We start from the raw sequence: 13,981 nt of genomic DNA on the forward strand, positions 1-13,981 counted from the left end.
TAGATTTTAGAATTGCGAATTAGTCAGGACGATCGTGGTTTCCAGCATCGGCCAAGAGTTGCATGATTTTTGGGAACTGGTGTTCCCTATATCGAATGCTAGGCAAAAAACTCGGTTCCGGGCGCTGCTACTGGCCTCTTTGAGATTTGAGATTTGAGATTTGAGATTTGCGAATTAGTGAGGACGATCGTGGTTTCCAGCATCGGCCAAGAGTTGCATGATTTTTGGGAACTGGTATTCCCTATATCGAATGCTAGGCAAAAAACTCGGTTCAGGGCGCTGCTACTGGCCTCTTTGTGCGGGGTGCACACCCTACTAATTCTCTCGCTCAATCTCCCGATCCTAGCAAAATGCCGAACGCCAGCTCTTCTATCAGTGAAGGCTGGCGCTGGGCTTAAATTTATTTTATATATTTAGGGTCTTTATGAAAGCTGACCCCAATTGAACGAATTACAAGCGGTTTATGATTAGGGCCTTTAAATTTGCTGACCCCAATTGAAGCCACCTTCTTATAATTACAGGGATCGCTGGAAAACCATGATTTCATAATAATTTCTTTATATTTATAAATTTTTCTTGCTTCATATAAATTTTTGTCTCGATTTGTACATTTTTGTTACTTCGACTTCGGGGATCGGCCCTCGGCGCGCTGCTCCCACCGAAACAGGAACACCATCAGGGCCACCACTCCGACTTGGAGGGCAAAATTAGGCAAAGCAGAACCAATCTCCCGGCCCGAGGCAATTTTAGCGAGGAAAACCAAGCCGCCGATAAAGCCCGAAGCGCCACAAGCTACATAGACAAACTGTCGCAGAGGCCGGTAGGGAGTGGCCATTTCTGCGGTTAAACGCTCGTATTGTTGGCGGCTGAGGTTGCGCGGGTTTTTAGGGATGTTTGTGCGATCGTCCGAATTTGGGGCTGGCATAGATTTAGAAAATAAGTAAATTAGGATTGGGCCACAAAAACCCGGTTTATACCAAAAATCCTCTGGCTTAGGTAGCAAATACTAGGGAAAAACCGGGTTTTTGGTACTTTGGGCGCAAGTCTAGTGAATATTAGACTAGAACAAATATCTCACAACTGCCGAAATAAATCACCGCTGAAGCAAAAGCACAACTGTCTGCAAACAGCCGACAAAAACGCCCAAAATGCCTCCTAAATTTACAATTCCCTGCAACTCGCTTTTGACAATTCCCTGAATTGCTAACTCCAGCTCTTCAGGAGAAGTACCTTTGACTCGATCGACAATCACCTGGTCAATATTCAAAATCGGGATAGCCTGAGCTACAATATTTTCTAAATCCCGCTCTAAATAACGCTCTAAAACCAAAGCCAGTTCTTTGCTGACAATTTCCAGGGAAGCGCTCATCACCGCTGAAGTTTGCAAGCGATTGAGAATCAACCGCGAAATATTTTCCCAGTCAATAGATTTGCTCAACCCCTCAAGTACATCTGTACCCCGCTGTTGAACATAGCTGCGAACACTGTCGCGCATAGTTTTTCGCAACTGTCTCACAGTCGAAACCGGTAAATTTTGCATCGACAAATTTTGCAGCCATTCCTGAATTCGCCCGCGAATCCCCAAAGAAATAGTTAACTCTGCTAAGCGCTGATTTGTGGCTTCTCTGTCATCCAGACAAAAAGTCCGCAGCCGAGTTAAAGTGTTCCGCAAACCAAACAAATTTGCTACTACCCAATAAGTGCCGCTGGTTTTTTCTCGAAACCCTTCATCGATGATCGAAATATTGCGATCCGTCAAAAAGTCAATTAAAGCCTGCCGCAGCACTTCCGGTGGTATTACTACCTGCAACAACCACTCAGCAAGCTGAGCCGCCTGAGCTTCCGTTAGCTGAATCTCCAGCAAAACTTGATCAAAAATTTGATTTAGCTGAGCTTCTAAAAAATCTTCCCGGCGCGCCAAAACTTTGAGAATTCGCGGCACAGATTCCCCCAGTAAATCTCGCAAAATGTTAGCGAGAATTTTAGCGGTTTTTTGCTCTGCGTCTGCTTTTACCTGATCCAGCGCCAACTGCAACAACCAGAGAATCACCGACTGCATCCGCTCGGTTTGCAGGAGGCGGCGCGCTAAGTTTTGCAGTTCCTGTGGCGTCAGCAGCGAACCCATAATTGTGTCGGAAATTCGCTTTGCTAAACGCTCTTGGTTGCGGGGGATCAAGCCGGGAGTGAAAGGCAACTTCCGCCCTTTGATATAAATCGCTCGATAGGGGCGGAACAGCATTTTGATAGCTATATCGTTAGTGAAATAGCCAATAATTCCTCCCACTACAGGTGGGGCCAACAACAGCCAAATGTCAGACGGATTCATCAATAATTGGGAATTGGGAATTGGGAATTGTTGATTGTTGACTGTTAACTGTTGACTGTTGACAACTGACCACTGACCACTGACCACTGACAACAGTCAACTGACTAATACCAATACTCCCATCATAGCTCCGGCAATGGGGTAGTGGGTGGCGGTGGCAAATCCGGCTTTGTTGGCGATCGCGACTTGCTCCTGGCCGATCGGGAATTTTTCTAAACTAGGATTAATGTAAGCATATTCTTGAGTCATTCCAAATTGCTGAGCAATGGGCACTACCAGACTGTCTAGATAAAACTGCTGAAAGCTCCGCATTAGGGAATTGCTGGGGCGGTGGAGGTCGAGAATAGCTGCTTTGGCACCGGGTTTGAGTACGCGGTGCAATTCCTGAAGACTGCGGGGGATGTCAGTCACGTTACGCAGGCCGTAACCCATTGTGGCGCAGTCGAAGTAATTGTCAGCAAAAGGCAAGTCTAGGGCGTCAGCTTCTACCCAGGAAATGGGACTTGCAGGGGTGAGAAAAGGTCGATCGCGCTTGGCCGCCACGGCCAATTGTTCGGCGGAAAAATCTACTCCAAATACGCAACCGGTCGGCCCTGCTTGTTTAGCCAGCAACAAAGCTAGATCCCCGCTACCGCAGCACAAGTCTAAACAAGTATTTCCGGGGCCAGCACTGCTCCATTTCACCGCCATTTGCTTCCAAATCCGGTGTTGCCCAAAACTCAACCAGTCGTTCAATTGATTGTAAACTGGTGCAATTCGATTAAATATAGTTTTAATTTGTTCTGCGTTATTAGTCATTAGTCATTGGTGATTGGTAATTTGTAATTGGTGGCTAGTTTGTCATCACGTAAAAACAATTAATCCGTGCATTCATGTCATGCTGTCGCCAGTCATTAATGCTTTGTATTGTTAGCTATCCGCGAGATTTTGTCTTGAATCCTTCGTTTGCTATTATTTTCAACTCAAGACAGAGAGCCGACTAATAACTAATGACTGACAACTAATGACTGATGACCCCGCCCAAAAACAGGTACAAGCTCCCGACAATTGTCGTGAATATTCCAAAATTTTAGACTTTTGTTCAAGCTCCAAGATTCACTGCGCTGCAAGTAAATCTAAAATCTCAAATCTAAAATCTCAAATCTAAAATCGACTGACTGATGACTAATGACCCTGAAAACTCGTCAATACCAAAGCAACTTCTTGAGCGGCGAGGTGAACTGTTGTGAGTTCGTCGGGGCGCAGGGAACAAGGTTGCTTCCACTGCATGGAAATCAGGGCGATCGATCGACCTTTGTGAACCACCGGGATGGTCAGGTGAGCTTGAATGCCGGATTTCTGATAGTGCGGCAGACTCGCTAGGTTTGTGTCGAGTCCAATATTCACAGCACCCTGAATAGTTTGAGAGGTAATTGCTTCTCGAACCAGAGGATCATCTGCCAGCCAATTTTCCACAGGTGAACCAGTGGTGTGACAGCCTTGGAGTGGCATCAAAACATTTCCGTCCACCAGTTGCAAAATGCAACAGTCCGCCAAAAAATTATCACTTATCGCAGTAGCAATTGGCTCTAAACTTGCTTCCAAACTCGGATAATCCACAGCCGTTTGCATAATTGTTGCTAACAGTTGTATTTGATTTTGGGCGCGATCCAATTCCTCAGTCCGCTGCTTGAGAATTTCATAAGTCTCGGCCGCTTTTTGCACCACCATTTTCAATTCGTTCGGGTCCCAAGGCTTAGTGATATACTTGTAAACCTGTCCTGAGTTAATCGCATCCACCAAGTCTTCAATGTCCGTAAAACCAGTCAAGATAATTCTGACCGTATTCGGAAACTGGGGTACGGTTTTGCTCAAAAACTCCGTCCCCTTCATTTCGGGCATCCGCTGGTCGGAAATGATGACGGCGACCTCGCCTTCGATGCCGAGGACTTCCAAGGCGCGAATTCCGCTCTCAGCTTTGAGCACGTTAAAATCTCGTCGGAAAGTGCGGTAGAGTAAATCCAGATTGTCTGGTTCGTCGTCTACTACCAGCATTTTGGGCTTTTTCGGTCTGTGTAGGGTCATGAGCTGGCGTTTAATTTGATCTAGCTCTGAAATGGCATTATCCATAACAATACGATAAACTCCCCTTTGTAAATTTAGGCGAGCAACTATTCTGTAACAATAGTCTCATAACTCACTTACTATTAATCTATCGCTCTGCCGCGACACGAGCCTTGCCAGTATCCAACCACACATAACTTAGCGCTAGTTTTTGATTCAATTATGACTGATACACCGCAAGATTCATCCCCTCCTGCATCTGCATCCTCCACAACTGCTGTGGATGCCGAAAAGTTAATTCGATCGCTCCGCCGCAAAGAAGGCACTTGGGTAGAGTGGGGACAGGCCTGCACAGCACTGCTAAAAGCTGGCTACAACTCTCAAAGGATTTTTGAAGAAACTGGTTTTGAGCCAATTCAGCAAAATCAAGTAAGCGTCGCAGCCCAAGTCTACACCAGCATGGTAAATGCTGGGGCTTCAGACGAAGTTCGATCGCACTTTTTGGGCAAAGGTAGCGATATCTTATACGAGTTTCGGATTCTCTCTCAAGTAGAGCGTGCCGGGGCGGCTGCTTTGATGCTAACCCACAATTTGGATGTTGACGATGCTCGCCAAGTTGCTAAAGCGATCAAGGAGTTTTCGCACTTCGGGAGTCTCCCCCAAGGGTTCACAGACACTCCCGGCGATGCTATGGCTTACCAATGCTGGCAATTAGCGAGACAGAAAAGCGATTTGCAAGAGCGATCGCGCTTAATTGCTCGCGGTTTAAAATTGGCTAGCAGCCCAACCGCTAGGGCGCAAATCGAGCAGTTGCTCGTTGATTTTACCGTAGTTTCCAGACGGGAAGCGCCCCGCTTGCCCGTCTACCGGCTGGATACCGAAGAACAATTGCCGCGCGTTGTCCCGGTTGTGGGCAAATTGCCGCTTTCTACGACAGATTTGCTGGCAGTGCCTTTGCCGGAGGAAATCGAGCCGTTCCGAATGGTAAAATTTTCTGGAGCCGGAGCTTGGGTGGCGATTCCCGGATGGCAGGTAATTTTGAACGCTGAAGATCCGGTGGCTGTTTTGGAAATGAGCGATCAATTGCCGGTACCGCTGCAAGGCAAAGTTGAAGAAGTTTTGATTATTGCCGATCGAGCTCAAAGACAGTGGGATGCTGACAGTTATTTCCTCGCAGATAACGCTGGCAATTTAGAATTGTACTGGTTTGAACAATCCCCAGATATTCCTATTTTGGGGCGAGTTGTGCTGGTGATGCGTCCGAAAAAGATTGTCGATGAAGACTATACCAAAGATGGATGGCAAATTGATGATTAGTCAGTGGTCAGTTGTCAGTTGTCAGTTGTCAGTTGTTAGTTGTCAGTTGTTAGTTGTCGTTGGTTTTAAGAACGGGTTCTCCGGCCGTTCCACAATACATAAATTTTACGTGGGTGGAATGACTAATGACTAATGACTAATGACTACTGACTACTGACTACTGAGGCGGTTTCGGTTCTTGAATTGTCGGAACAGAATGCTGTTTCTTAAATCGATTAAAGCCGTAAACCGCAGCCCCAATTAACAGCAAATAAGGACTGTAAGCCAACAGCCAAATACCCAAACCAAACAAACCGAGCGTCAATTCACCCACCGAATGAGTCGCTTTCCCCCAAGTTTCCTGCACGCGCAAACCTAGAGAAGGTTCGGGAGTTTGTTGAGCCGATACTGCTGCTTCTAGAGTTAAGCTAATAGTCGAATAGGCTACTTGATTTCGCAAACTTTTTAACTGAGCGTCAATGCGTTCGATCGACTCCCGAATATTGCTCAACTCTTGAGCAGCTTTGAGCACGTCGCCGACAGAGCCAGATCGCTCCATAATTTTTAACACCATTTCCTCTGATTTGCGAAGGTTTCGCAGCCTAGCCTCGCTGTCAACTAATTGATCGGTAACATCCTCAGCCGTCAGAGAACGGTTCTCTACGGTTCCGAGTTTTGCCAAAGCGTCTAAAGTCGTTTCTAAACGTTCTTGAGGCACGCGAATCTCCACAGAAGCCGTTTGGCGGACACTCGAATCCGGGGGCTTTTGATTTTGAAAACCCAAGATATCGCCTTGCTGTTTTTCGACAATATTAGTAACAGATTTAGTGCTGGCGTCAATAGATTTGACCACTACACTGAGTTGGGCTTTTTTAATCAGTTGAGGACGGGTTGCGGTCGTTTCTGCTGCTTTTTTTGATGCACCAGGAGTTTTTGACCTCTGGGCTGCTGGCTCCGGTGCTGGTGCCGATTGTGGAGCCGATGCGGCAACTTGGTTTTCACGGATGCTGGGTGAATCTGCGCCGCCTGGAGCGCTGCTGGTCAGTTGAGATCCTCCGCAGCTAGGCAAAGCAATGGCTGAAGATAAAGTTAAGAATACCGCCACAGCAAAACGAGTTGTGCTGCTGTGGGCTGAGTTTGGGTTTGGCTTGGGCGGGGGGGAATTGATTTTGAGGTTAGTTTTCATTTGGGTGATTCCTATAAAAAAGGCTTAGGTATTGAATTTTATGCTGGTTTTAATTTAAGCTCGAATAGATAGTGTTAGTTTAGCCGATACCGAAATGGAAACGGTAGAGGTTGAATATTTTTTTATTTTTAACCGCAGATGAACGCAGATAAACGCGGATGTAATAATGACTGATGAATTTGATACTGATTTTATGCGATCGACAACGAATATCGATCGCCCTGGCAACATTTCCTCTGGGTTAGACTCTGCCGCAGTTTTGCGAGAACAAGCTTGCCTGAAAATTCGCGAAAGCTTGCGTGCGGGCCAGCAGGATATGGCGGACTGGCAAAGCGGCCCCCTTGCTGTTTCGGCGGTTCCAGGGGCCGGGAAGTCTACGGGAATGGCTGCTGCGTCGGCAATTGCGATCGCCCGCAACGGGCTTCACAGTCGCCGTCAGTTAATTGTCGTGACATTTACGCGATCGGCTGCTGCTAATATTAAAGCTAAAATTCGGGAAAGATTGGCAGAATTATCTTTATCTCAAGGCGGTTTTGCGGTGCACACTTTGCATGGTTTAGCTTTGAATATTGCGATGCGCCATCCTGATTTGTCGGGTTTAAATTTAGAAAATTCAACCTTAGTAACTCCAACTCAAAGTCACCGATTAATTCGCACCTGTGTAGAACTTTGGATTGCCGAAAATCCCCGCAGATATCAAGTTTTGTTGGAAGGACAGCAATTCGATGGAGAGGAAACGGAGAGGCTGCGGCGACAATCGGTTTTGCGGACGGAAATTTTGCCGCAGGTAGCTAAAACTGTGATTCACGAGGCGAAATCTTCTGGTTTATTTCCCGAACAGTTGTTAGAAATGAACGCTCTTGATACTGGGGATGGTTATGAGATTTTAGCGGTAGCTGGGGGTTTATATCAAAAATATCAGGCTTTGTTGAGGAGTCGGGAATTCATCGATTACGACGAAATGATTTTAGCCGCTTTGCGGGTGTTGGAAAATCCGAGGGCGAGGGCGATCGAGCAAAAGCAAGTATTTGCCGTTTTTGAGGACGAAGCGCAGGATTCGACACCGTTGCAGACTCGGCTTTTGGAAACATTGGCGATCGATCCCGATCATCCTACTTTACCTCCCAATTTTATCAGAGTTGGCGACCCAAATCAAGCTATTAATTCTACTTTCACTCCCGCAGACCCGATTTATTTTAACCAATTTTGCGATGATTGCGAAGTAGAGAATAAGTTAGCGACAATGGACGGCGCAGGTCGCAGCACCCAGGTGATTATCGATGCCGCTAACTTTATGTTGCAATGGGTAAATAGCTCGAACTTAGCGGGAACCGAACAGCCTTTTCGCGACCAAACTATTAAGCCAGTACCCAGCGATGACCCGCAGCATAATGCCAATCCTGATCCCATTGGTCGAGGATTAGAATTGCATACTCCCCGCGATATTTACCATACAATTGAGTTAATTGGCAAGCGGGTAATAGAGTTAGTAGAAGAATTTCTACCGACAGAGTTTGAATTTGGAATAAATGGCAAAAATATCGAATCAGGCGGTGAAGCTAGCGAAGGTGAAAATAGTGCCAAATTGCCGTTAGGAAATCTGAAATCGATGGCTATTTTGGTGCGGGAAAACAAACAAGGTAAGTTTATCAAAGAAGTGCTAGAAAATCCTAAAAAGCACGGATTAAGCTTTGATTTGCACAAATATGGGATTAAAATTGAGGATGTGGGAGAACGGGACAGACATTCTCAAGTACCTTGGGAAATCTTAACACTGCTGCAATTTCTCGATCGCCCGCACTCTCCAGACTACCTAAAAGCAGCCTTAAAGATTTTGAGCGATCGGCAGCTCATCCCCAAACAAGACTACAATGCTTTTGCTACCAGCCCCGAACAATTCCTTTACCCAGGCCCCCTAGACCCCCAGCAGTCAGACCCCGTTCGCAAATGCCGCTATTTTTGCTGCGGTTTGCTGCAAGCTAGCTTAGAATTGCCACCATACCAAATCATTTCATTCTTAGCCTTAGCGCTGCAATACGACCAAACAGAATTAGCCACGGCCGACAAATTAGCAGAACGAGTAGCAATCCAAACAGCCGGCAACAATTCAATGCGGAATATTTTGGATGTACTCAGCGAAATTGTCAGTTCCGAAAGATTTGAACCTGTGGATGCAGACGACAAAATAGAAGAACGCTATACCAGCAAAGGTCAACTAACAATTATTACCATGCACAAAGCCAAAGGATTGGATTGGGACTGCGTATTTTTGCCGTTTCTGCACGAACAAACCATCCCCGGAAATTTGCGAGTTTTGCCGCAAGCCCGATTTTTAGGAGATTTCACTTTAGCAGAGGTAGCGAGAGCGCAGATTCGAGCAAGTTTGCACGAAAAATATCCTTTACCAAATCTAGGCGAAGCCTGGGAACAAGCAGGTTATTTGAAAACAGCAGAAGAGTTTCGACTGCTGTATGTGGCGATGACGCGAGCAAAAAGTTTGTTGTGGATGGCGGCGGAGAAAAAAGGGCCTTTTACTTGGAACAAACCAGAGAATTTACAGGAGCAAAAACCTTGTCCGGTAATGCCTGTTTTGAAGCAGAGATTTCCGAGTAATGCTATATAAAAGAAGTCATAATTAAGCTGAGGTGCATCAGCTTATCACAAGTTATCTGGCGTTAGAAAATCCCTATCTTTGTCGCATAATCAACTTAATTCGATTGTTAATTGTTGTTCATTTAAATTGTAGGTTGAGGGCGGGCTTTCGGGCCCAACCCCTACTTCCCACAAGAGTGAAAATTTCTTTTACCATGCAATTTATACCAATTTTAAAAAAGAATGCAACAGTATTCTTGTTCCCCCCGCAATGCAGCGGGGGGGCTAGGGGGGGTCGAAGAGTGTTGCACGATTTTAGAGAAATGGTATTAAATGCGGATTAGCTGATTTGCAGGGGGAAGTTTAGGTTAAAACTTTACCCCAGCGCAGCGTTACGAAGAACAAAGCAATTTCAAAACTCAAAAATTTTTGTCAATTTCCCCTCACCACTTTCCTGACATCGTGCCCTTAAGTCTCAATTCTTCTCGACTAACTAGAGCTTCGTAGTAATCTGGTTTGATTTCGAGGGCGACTCCGTAAGAGCTAATGGCATCTTGAGTTCGCTGCAATTTTTGCAAAACGTCGCCCCGCTGCGCCCAAGCTTCCCAGTTGTCTGGCTTGAGTTGAATCACTTGGTCAAAAGCGACGAGTGCTTGGGAATAGTTCTGCATTTCCCCTAGGATCAGACCTCGCTGTACCCAGCCTTGATAGTTATCCGGCCAGACGGTAATTGCTCGATCGTATGATGCTAGAGCTTGTTCGTACTGCTGCAATTTTGACAAAGCGTTGCCGCGTTTCAACCAAGCTTCAAAATTGTCTGGCACGATTTTTAGGACGCGGTTGTAAGCTGCGACGGCTTCTTCGTAACGCTGCAATTTTTCCAGCGCGGCGCCTTGCTGCAACCCTACTTTTGATGTAATTTCTGCTTCTGAAGTCAGAGAGATTACTTTATCAAAACAGGCGATCGCTTCTTCGTATTGCTGTAATTTTTCCAAAGCTTCGCCTCGCAAGTTCCAAGCTTCTAGAAAATTACCTTCAATTTGTAGGGCATTGCTGTAAGCGATAATTGCCTCTTTGTAGCGTTCCAATCCTGCCAGGGCGATGCCTCTACCCAGCCAAGCTTCGGGAAAATTCGGATTAATTTGAACGGCTTGGTCAAAAGCAGCGATCGCCCCTTCAAAATCTCTCGATTCTGACAGTGTTTGACCGCGCCCGATCCATGCTTCGGGATAAAAAGAATTAATTTGAATTGCCCGATCGAAACAAGCAATTGCCGCATCTGCCCACTGGTGTTTGAGGGCCATTCCTTTATAAAACCAAGCTTCGCAGTCGTTGGGTTGCATTTGCAGTACGCGATCGTAAGCTGTCACCGCTTCTGCATATTTGTGCAATTTTGCGGAAGCAATGCCCCGATTGAACCAAGCCAGACTATTTTGTGGTTGCAGTTGAATGGCGCGATCGTAAGAAGTTACAGCTTCAGCGTAGCGTTCGGCTTTCATTAAAGCCAAACCTCGGTTCAGCCAAGCTTCCCAATTAGTCGGGACAAGTTTCAGCGCGCGCTCGAAAGCGGCAACGGCTTCAGGATAGCGCTCCGCTTGAACCAACACGTTGCCTTGCCGATACCACATGGCGGGTAAATTCGGATGAAGTTGGGTTGCTTTTTTGTAACAGGTTGCGGCTGCATCCCACTGCTGCAATTCCTCTAAAACTCTGCCGCGCTGATACCAAGCTTCGTGCTTTTCTGAATTTATTTGAATTGCGGTGTCGAAAGCGGCGATCGCTTCTGAGTGATTTTGCAAACTTAACAGCCCTGTGCCGCGCAGCATCCAAGCCCAGTATTCTTCGGGATTAATTGCTGTAGCTCGATCGGCGCAGGCTACGGTTTCTGCGTAGGAGTGCAGTTGCTTGTAAGCTTTGCCCAGATTCAGCCACGCCCTGGCCCAGTCCGGCTTGATTTGAACCGCTTTTCCGTAGCAAAGGACTGCCGCTTCGTACCTTCCTGCGGCGTACAATCTATTGCCCCGATCGTAATCTGGAAATGCTGCAAAAATTCTTAAAATCGGTGGCAGCAGAGCTGGTTGGGGGTTTGAGGAGTTTTCAGGAGCCGAAGTCGAGAGGTCTGGCATACGCCTTGCACATAAAAAATTTAGTGGGATAACAAGCTTGCGGTCTTATATATTAACTTATGCTTTTCTTAATCTCGCTGCTGTTTTGAAACAAATTTAGCATATCAGGCTGGGTGCGACCAATCATTTTTACTTAATTCTAGTAGGTATAAAATTATGCACCCCTCCCACTTTGGGTACACCCCTGTAAGATACGGTCAGTCGATTTTCGATTTTCGATTTTCGATTTTCGATTGACCGAAAGCATCCAGAATACAAGCAGATATGTCCTAATTCAGATTTCAAACCAAATTTAATATGTTAGAAATGCACGCGCTTTTAGATGTCACGGACTGTCATTGGGAGTCGATCGACTCGCAGCCGAATTATTGGTACGAAGGCCGTTGTCCTCAAAGCGGCGAGCTGCTGAGACTGCCGCGCACTCGAATGTCCGAGGAGCTCGCGCGGGGTTTGATGCAGTACCTGGCGGCTGACGATTCCTACGATCGCGAAGGAAAGATGTACGGCATATTAGTGGTGGAGATGCCTTCGGGGGAACAGGGGATACTCAAAGCATTTTCCGGGCTGCTGAACGGTTGCAGCATTGTTGATGGGTGGGTGCCACCGATTCCGGGACGAGATCGTGTGGCTTTCGAGGAAGCCCGCACCTTAACTCAATTGGAGGCGATGAAACAGGAACTTATTGCACTGAATCAACTCCCGCAGCGACAAGAGTATGAAGGCTTGTTTCGGGAGTTTGAAGTGCAAATGCAAGTTTTGAGCGATCGGCATCGCAATTGCAAGCATCAGCGAGACGAAAAACGCCAGTTACTGTGTCAAAGTCTCGCAGCAGAAACGCTAGAAATTGCCCTGGAACAACTGAATCAAGAAAGCCGTTTGGAGAAAATTGAACGCAGGCAATTGAAACGACAGCGGGATGAAACATTGCAGCCGCTAAAACAATTAATTGAAGCTGCGGATCGGCGGATGCAGGCGCTGAAACAGCGGCGAAAAGAACTTTCCCGCGAACTTCAGACGCAAATGCACGCGGCTTACACTCTGGTGAATTTTTTGGGGACATCGCGATCGATCTCCTCATTGATGCCAACTAATTCTATTCCGACGGGTACCGGCGACTGTTGCGCGCCAAAATTGCTCCACTACGCGGCAGCAAACAATCTGAAACCGCTGGCAATGGCTGAGTTTTGGTGGGGGCCGGCATCGGGCGATAAGATACAGGGAGAATTTTATGGCGCTTGTGGCGATCGGTGTCAGCATTTGATGGGTTTTTTGCTGTCAGGATTAGCTCAAAATTCGATTGTTTCTAATATAAATCAGGGTTCGACGGGCGGGCTACAAGCCCAACCCTTACTCACCACAAGCAATAATATTTATTGTGGAACGGGCATCTTGCCCGTTAGGCAAAGGCTACCAATTATCTATGAAGACAAGTGGTTTATTGCGGTCAATAAACCCTCTGGATTGCTGTCAGTTCCAGGTCGTTATTTTGAAAATCAAGATAGTGTTTTCAGTCGTTTGCATAGCTTGTTACCCGATAGCTTAAATTTAACCATAGTGCATCGTTTAGATTTGGAAACATCTGGGATTTTGCTATTGGCGCGGGACAAAGAAACTAGCAGTCAACTCAGGCAGCAATTTGCAAAAAAGCAGGTTCACAAGGTTTATGAAGCGGTGCTTTCGGGTACTGTAAAAGTTGATGCAGGTACGATCGATCTTCCACTTTGGGGCGATCCAGAAAATCGCCCTTACCAGCAAGTCAATTGGGAGTGCGGAAAGCCCAGCGTTACTCGCTTTCAGGTAATGGCGAGGGAGGGAAATTGCGATCGCGTCGAGTTTTTGCCGCTGACGGGACGCACTCATCAATTGAGGGTTCATGCAGCGGATGTTCGAGGGTTGGGGATACCGATTTTGGGCGATCGACTTTACGGATGTCGGGCTGCTGCGAATCGGCTACACTTGCACGCGCGGGAACTTTCGTTTGAGCATCCGCAGTTGGGAGAAAAGCTGCACTTACAGGCAGAAACACCTTTTTGAGCTAAGGGCGATCGGGCAATGATCAATATCTGTAGAATAACAAGTAATTGCTTAAGCATCAAGAGTTTTAGTTGAAATTTGTGCTAACAGTAAGTCATAGTTTTATTGATTTAATCCTAAACAACCCTGAAATATTACAGCTTTATTGCTACCGAGAGCGTTATCTAAATTAAGAGGATACTCAGCTAATTTTCGAGGAGCGATAACGAGATGGCTGACAAGTTTTTTCAGCTTCATGTTTGTTTACCTAGCATTAATTTTAGCACCTAACATATTAGACCTCTTGCAAAATAATTTTATGATAATGAAAAGTTTTGCTAAGAGTTGATTGAATCCCAACTCCTAACTTATTTTCACTCTGGTCTTGCTATAAACAGG

At 46.3% G+C, this 13,981-nt stretch carries 10 protein-coding genes; 3 read left to right on the top strand and 7 right to left on the bottom strand.

Features of this window, described 5'->3' with window-relative positions:
* Positions 1–616 precede the first annotated feature (616 nt).
* The 4 genes from QUA07_RS21170 to QUA07_RS21185 form a co-directional block, all read right to left on the bottom strand.
* Entirely contained in the window at positions 617–925 is a 309-nt protein-coding gene (locus QUA07_RS21170; RefSeq protein ID WP_333057719.1) for a DUF3493 domain-containing protein, read from the bottom strand.
* A gap of 168 nt (positions 926–1,093) precedes the next feature.
* Positions 1,094–2,326 (bottom strand): DUF445 family protein, encoded by a 1,233-nt coding sequence (locus tag QUA07_RS21175; RefSeq protein WP_333213010.1) that lies wholly within the window; start codon positions 2,324–2,326, stop codon positions 1,094–1,096.
* A gap of 96 nt (positions 2,327–2,422) precedes the next feature.
* Complete coding sequence (gene ubiE, locus QUA07_RS21180) at positions 2,423–3,124, bottom strand: bifunctional demethylmenaquinone methyltransferase/2-methoxy-6-polyprenyl-1,4-benzoquinol methylase UbiE (protein ID WP_333328825.1); 702 nt, start codon at positions 3,122–3,124, stop codon at positions 2,423–2,425.
* A gap of 366 nt (positions 3,125–3,490) precedes the next feature.
* Positions 3,491–4,435, bottom strand: coding sequence for a response regulator (locus tag QUA07_RS21185; RefSeq protein WP_333082437.1), 945 nt, complete (start codon positions 4,433–4,435; stop codon positions 3,491–3,493).
* A gap of 156 nt (positions 4,436–4,591) precedes the next feature.
* On the opposite strand from QUA07_RS21185, the gene QUA07_RS21190 reads away from it, so the two are divergent.
* Positions 4,592–5,686: a RuBisCO accumulation factor 1 gene (locus QUA07_RS21190; RefSeq protein ID WP_333328828.1), complete on the top strand. Its 1,095-nt coding sequence runs from the start codon at positions 4,592–4,594 to the stop codon at positions 5,684–5,686.
* 157 nt (positions 5,687–5,843) lie between these two features.
* Here QUA07_RS21190 and QUA07_RS21195 read toward each other — a convergent pair whose 3' ends face one another.
* The gene (locus QUA07_RS21195; RefSeq protein ID WP_333328831.1) at positions 5,844–6,851 is read right to left on the bottom strand and encodes a DUF4349 domain-containing protein; all 1,008 of its coding nucleotides are present in this window, start codon (positions 6,849–6,851) and stop codon (positions 5,844–5,846) included.
* A 166-nt stretch (positions 6,852–7,017) separates the two neighbouring features.
* On the opposite strand from QUA07_RS21195, the gene QUA07_RS21200 reads away from it, so the two are divergent.
* Entirely contained in the window at positions 7,018–9,474 is a 2,457-nt protein-coding gene (locus tag QUA07_RS21200) for an ATP-dependent helicase (protein ID WP_333328834.1), read from the top strand.
* Between the two features lie 412 nt (positions 9,475–9,886).
* Here the strand turns inward: QUA07_RS21200 and QUA07_RS21205 are convergent, their stop codons facing one another.
* Positions 9,887–11,569 carry a tetratricopeptide repeat protein gene (locus tag QUA07_RS21205; protein WP_333229611.1) on the bottom strand — a complete coding sequence of 561 codons (1,683 nt, stop codon included), beginning with the start codon at positions 11,567–11,569 and terminating at the stop codon, positions 9,887–9,889.
* Between the two features lie 297 nt (positions 11,570–11,866).
* Here QUA07_RS21205 and QUA07_RS21210 point away from each other — a divergent pair, with 297 nt between their 5' ends.
* On the top strand, positions 11,867–13,603 hold the full coding sequence (locus QUA07_RS21210; RefSeq protein ID WP_333328837.1) for a pseudouridine synthase: 1,737 nt from the start codon (positions 11,867–11,869) through the stop codon (positions 13,601–13,603).
* A 102-nt stretch (positions 13,604–13,705) separates the two neighbouring features.
* Here QUA07_RS21210 and QUA07_RS30105 read toward each other — a convergent pair whose 3' ends face one another.
* Positions 13,706–13,840, bottom strand: coding sequence for a DUF6883 domain-containing protein (locus tag QUA07_RS30105; protein ID WP_445305905.1), 135 nt, complete (start codon positions 13,838–13,840; stop codon positions 13,706–13,708).
* Positions 13,841–13,981 lie beyond the last annotated feature (141 nt).

The sequence above is a fragment of the Microcoleus sp. T3_A4 genome, assembly GCF_036700465.1.
Taxonomy (GTDB): Bacteria; Cyanobacteriota; Cyanobacteriia; order Cyanobacteriales; family Microcoleaceae; genus Microcoleus.

Bases quoted from the DNA above. Each gene is read 5' to 3' on its own strand.
- QUA07_RS21170 (WP_333057719.1), bottom strand. From the start codon at position 925: ATGCCAGCCCCAAATTCGGACGATCGCACAAACATCCCTAAAAACCCG.
- QUA07_RS21175 (WP_333213010.1), bottom strand. From the start codon at position 2,326: ATGAATCCGTCTGACATTTGGCTGTTGTTGGCCCCACCTGTAGTGGGA.
- ubiE (WP_333328825.1), bottom strand. From the start codon at position 3,124: ATGACTAATAACGCAGAACAAATTAAAACTATATTTAATCGAATTGCA.
- QUA07_RS21185 (WP_333082437.1), bottom strand. From the start codon at position 4,435: ATGGATAATGCCATTTCAGAGCTAGATCAAATTAAACGCCAGCTCATG.
- QUA07_RS21190 (WP_333328828.1), top strand. From the start codon at position 4,592: ATGACTGATACACCGCAAGATTCATCCCCTCCTGCATCTGCATCCTCC.
- QUA07_RS21195 (WP_333328831.1), bottom strand. From the start codon at position 6,851: ATGAAAACTAACCTCAAAATCAATTCCCCCCCGCCCAAGCCAAACCCA.
- QUA07_RS21200 (WP_333328834.1), top strand. From the start codon at position 7,018: ATGACTGATGAATTTGATACTGATTTTATGCGATCGACAACGAATATC.
- QUA07_RS21205 (WP_333229611.1), bottom strand. From the start codon at position 11,569: ATGCCAGACCTCTCGACTTCGGCTCCTGAAAACTCCTCAAACCCCCAA.
- QUA07_RS21210 (WP_333328837.1), top strand. From the start codon at position 11,867: ATGTTAGAAATGCACGCGCTTTTAGATGTCACGGACTGTCATTGGGAG.
- QUA07_RS30105 (WP_445305905.1), bottom strand. From the start codon at position 13,840: ATGAAGCTGAAAAAACTTGTCAGCCATCTCGTTATCGCTCCTCGAAAA.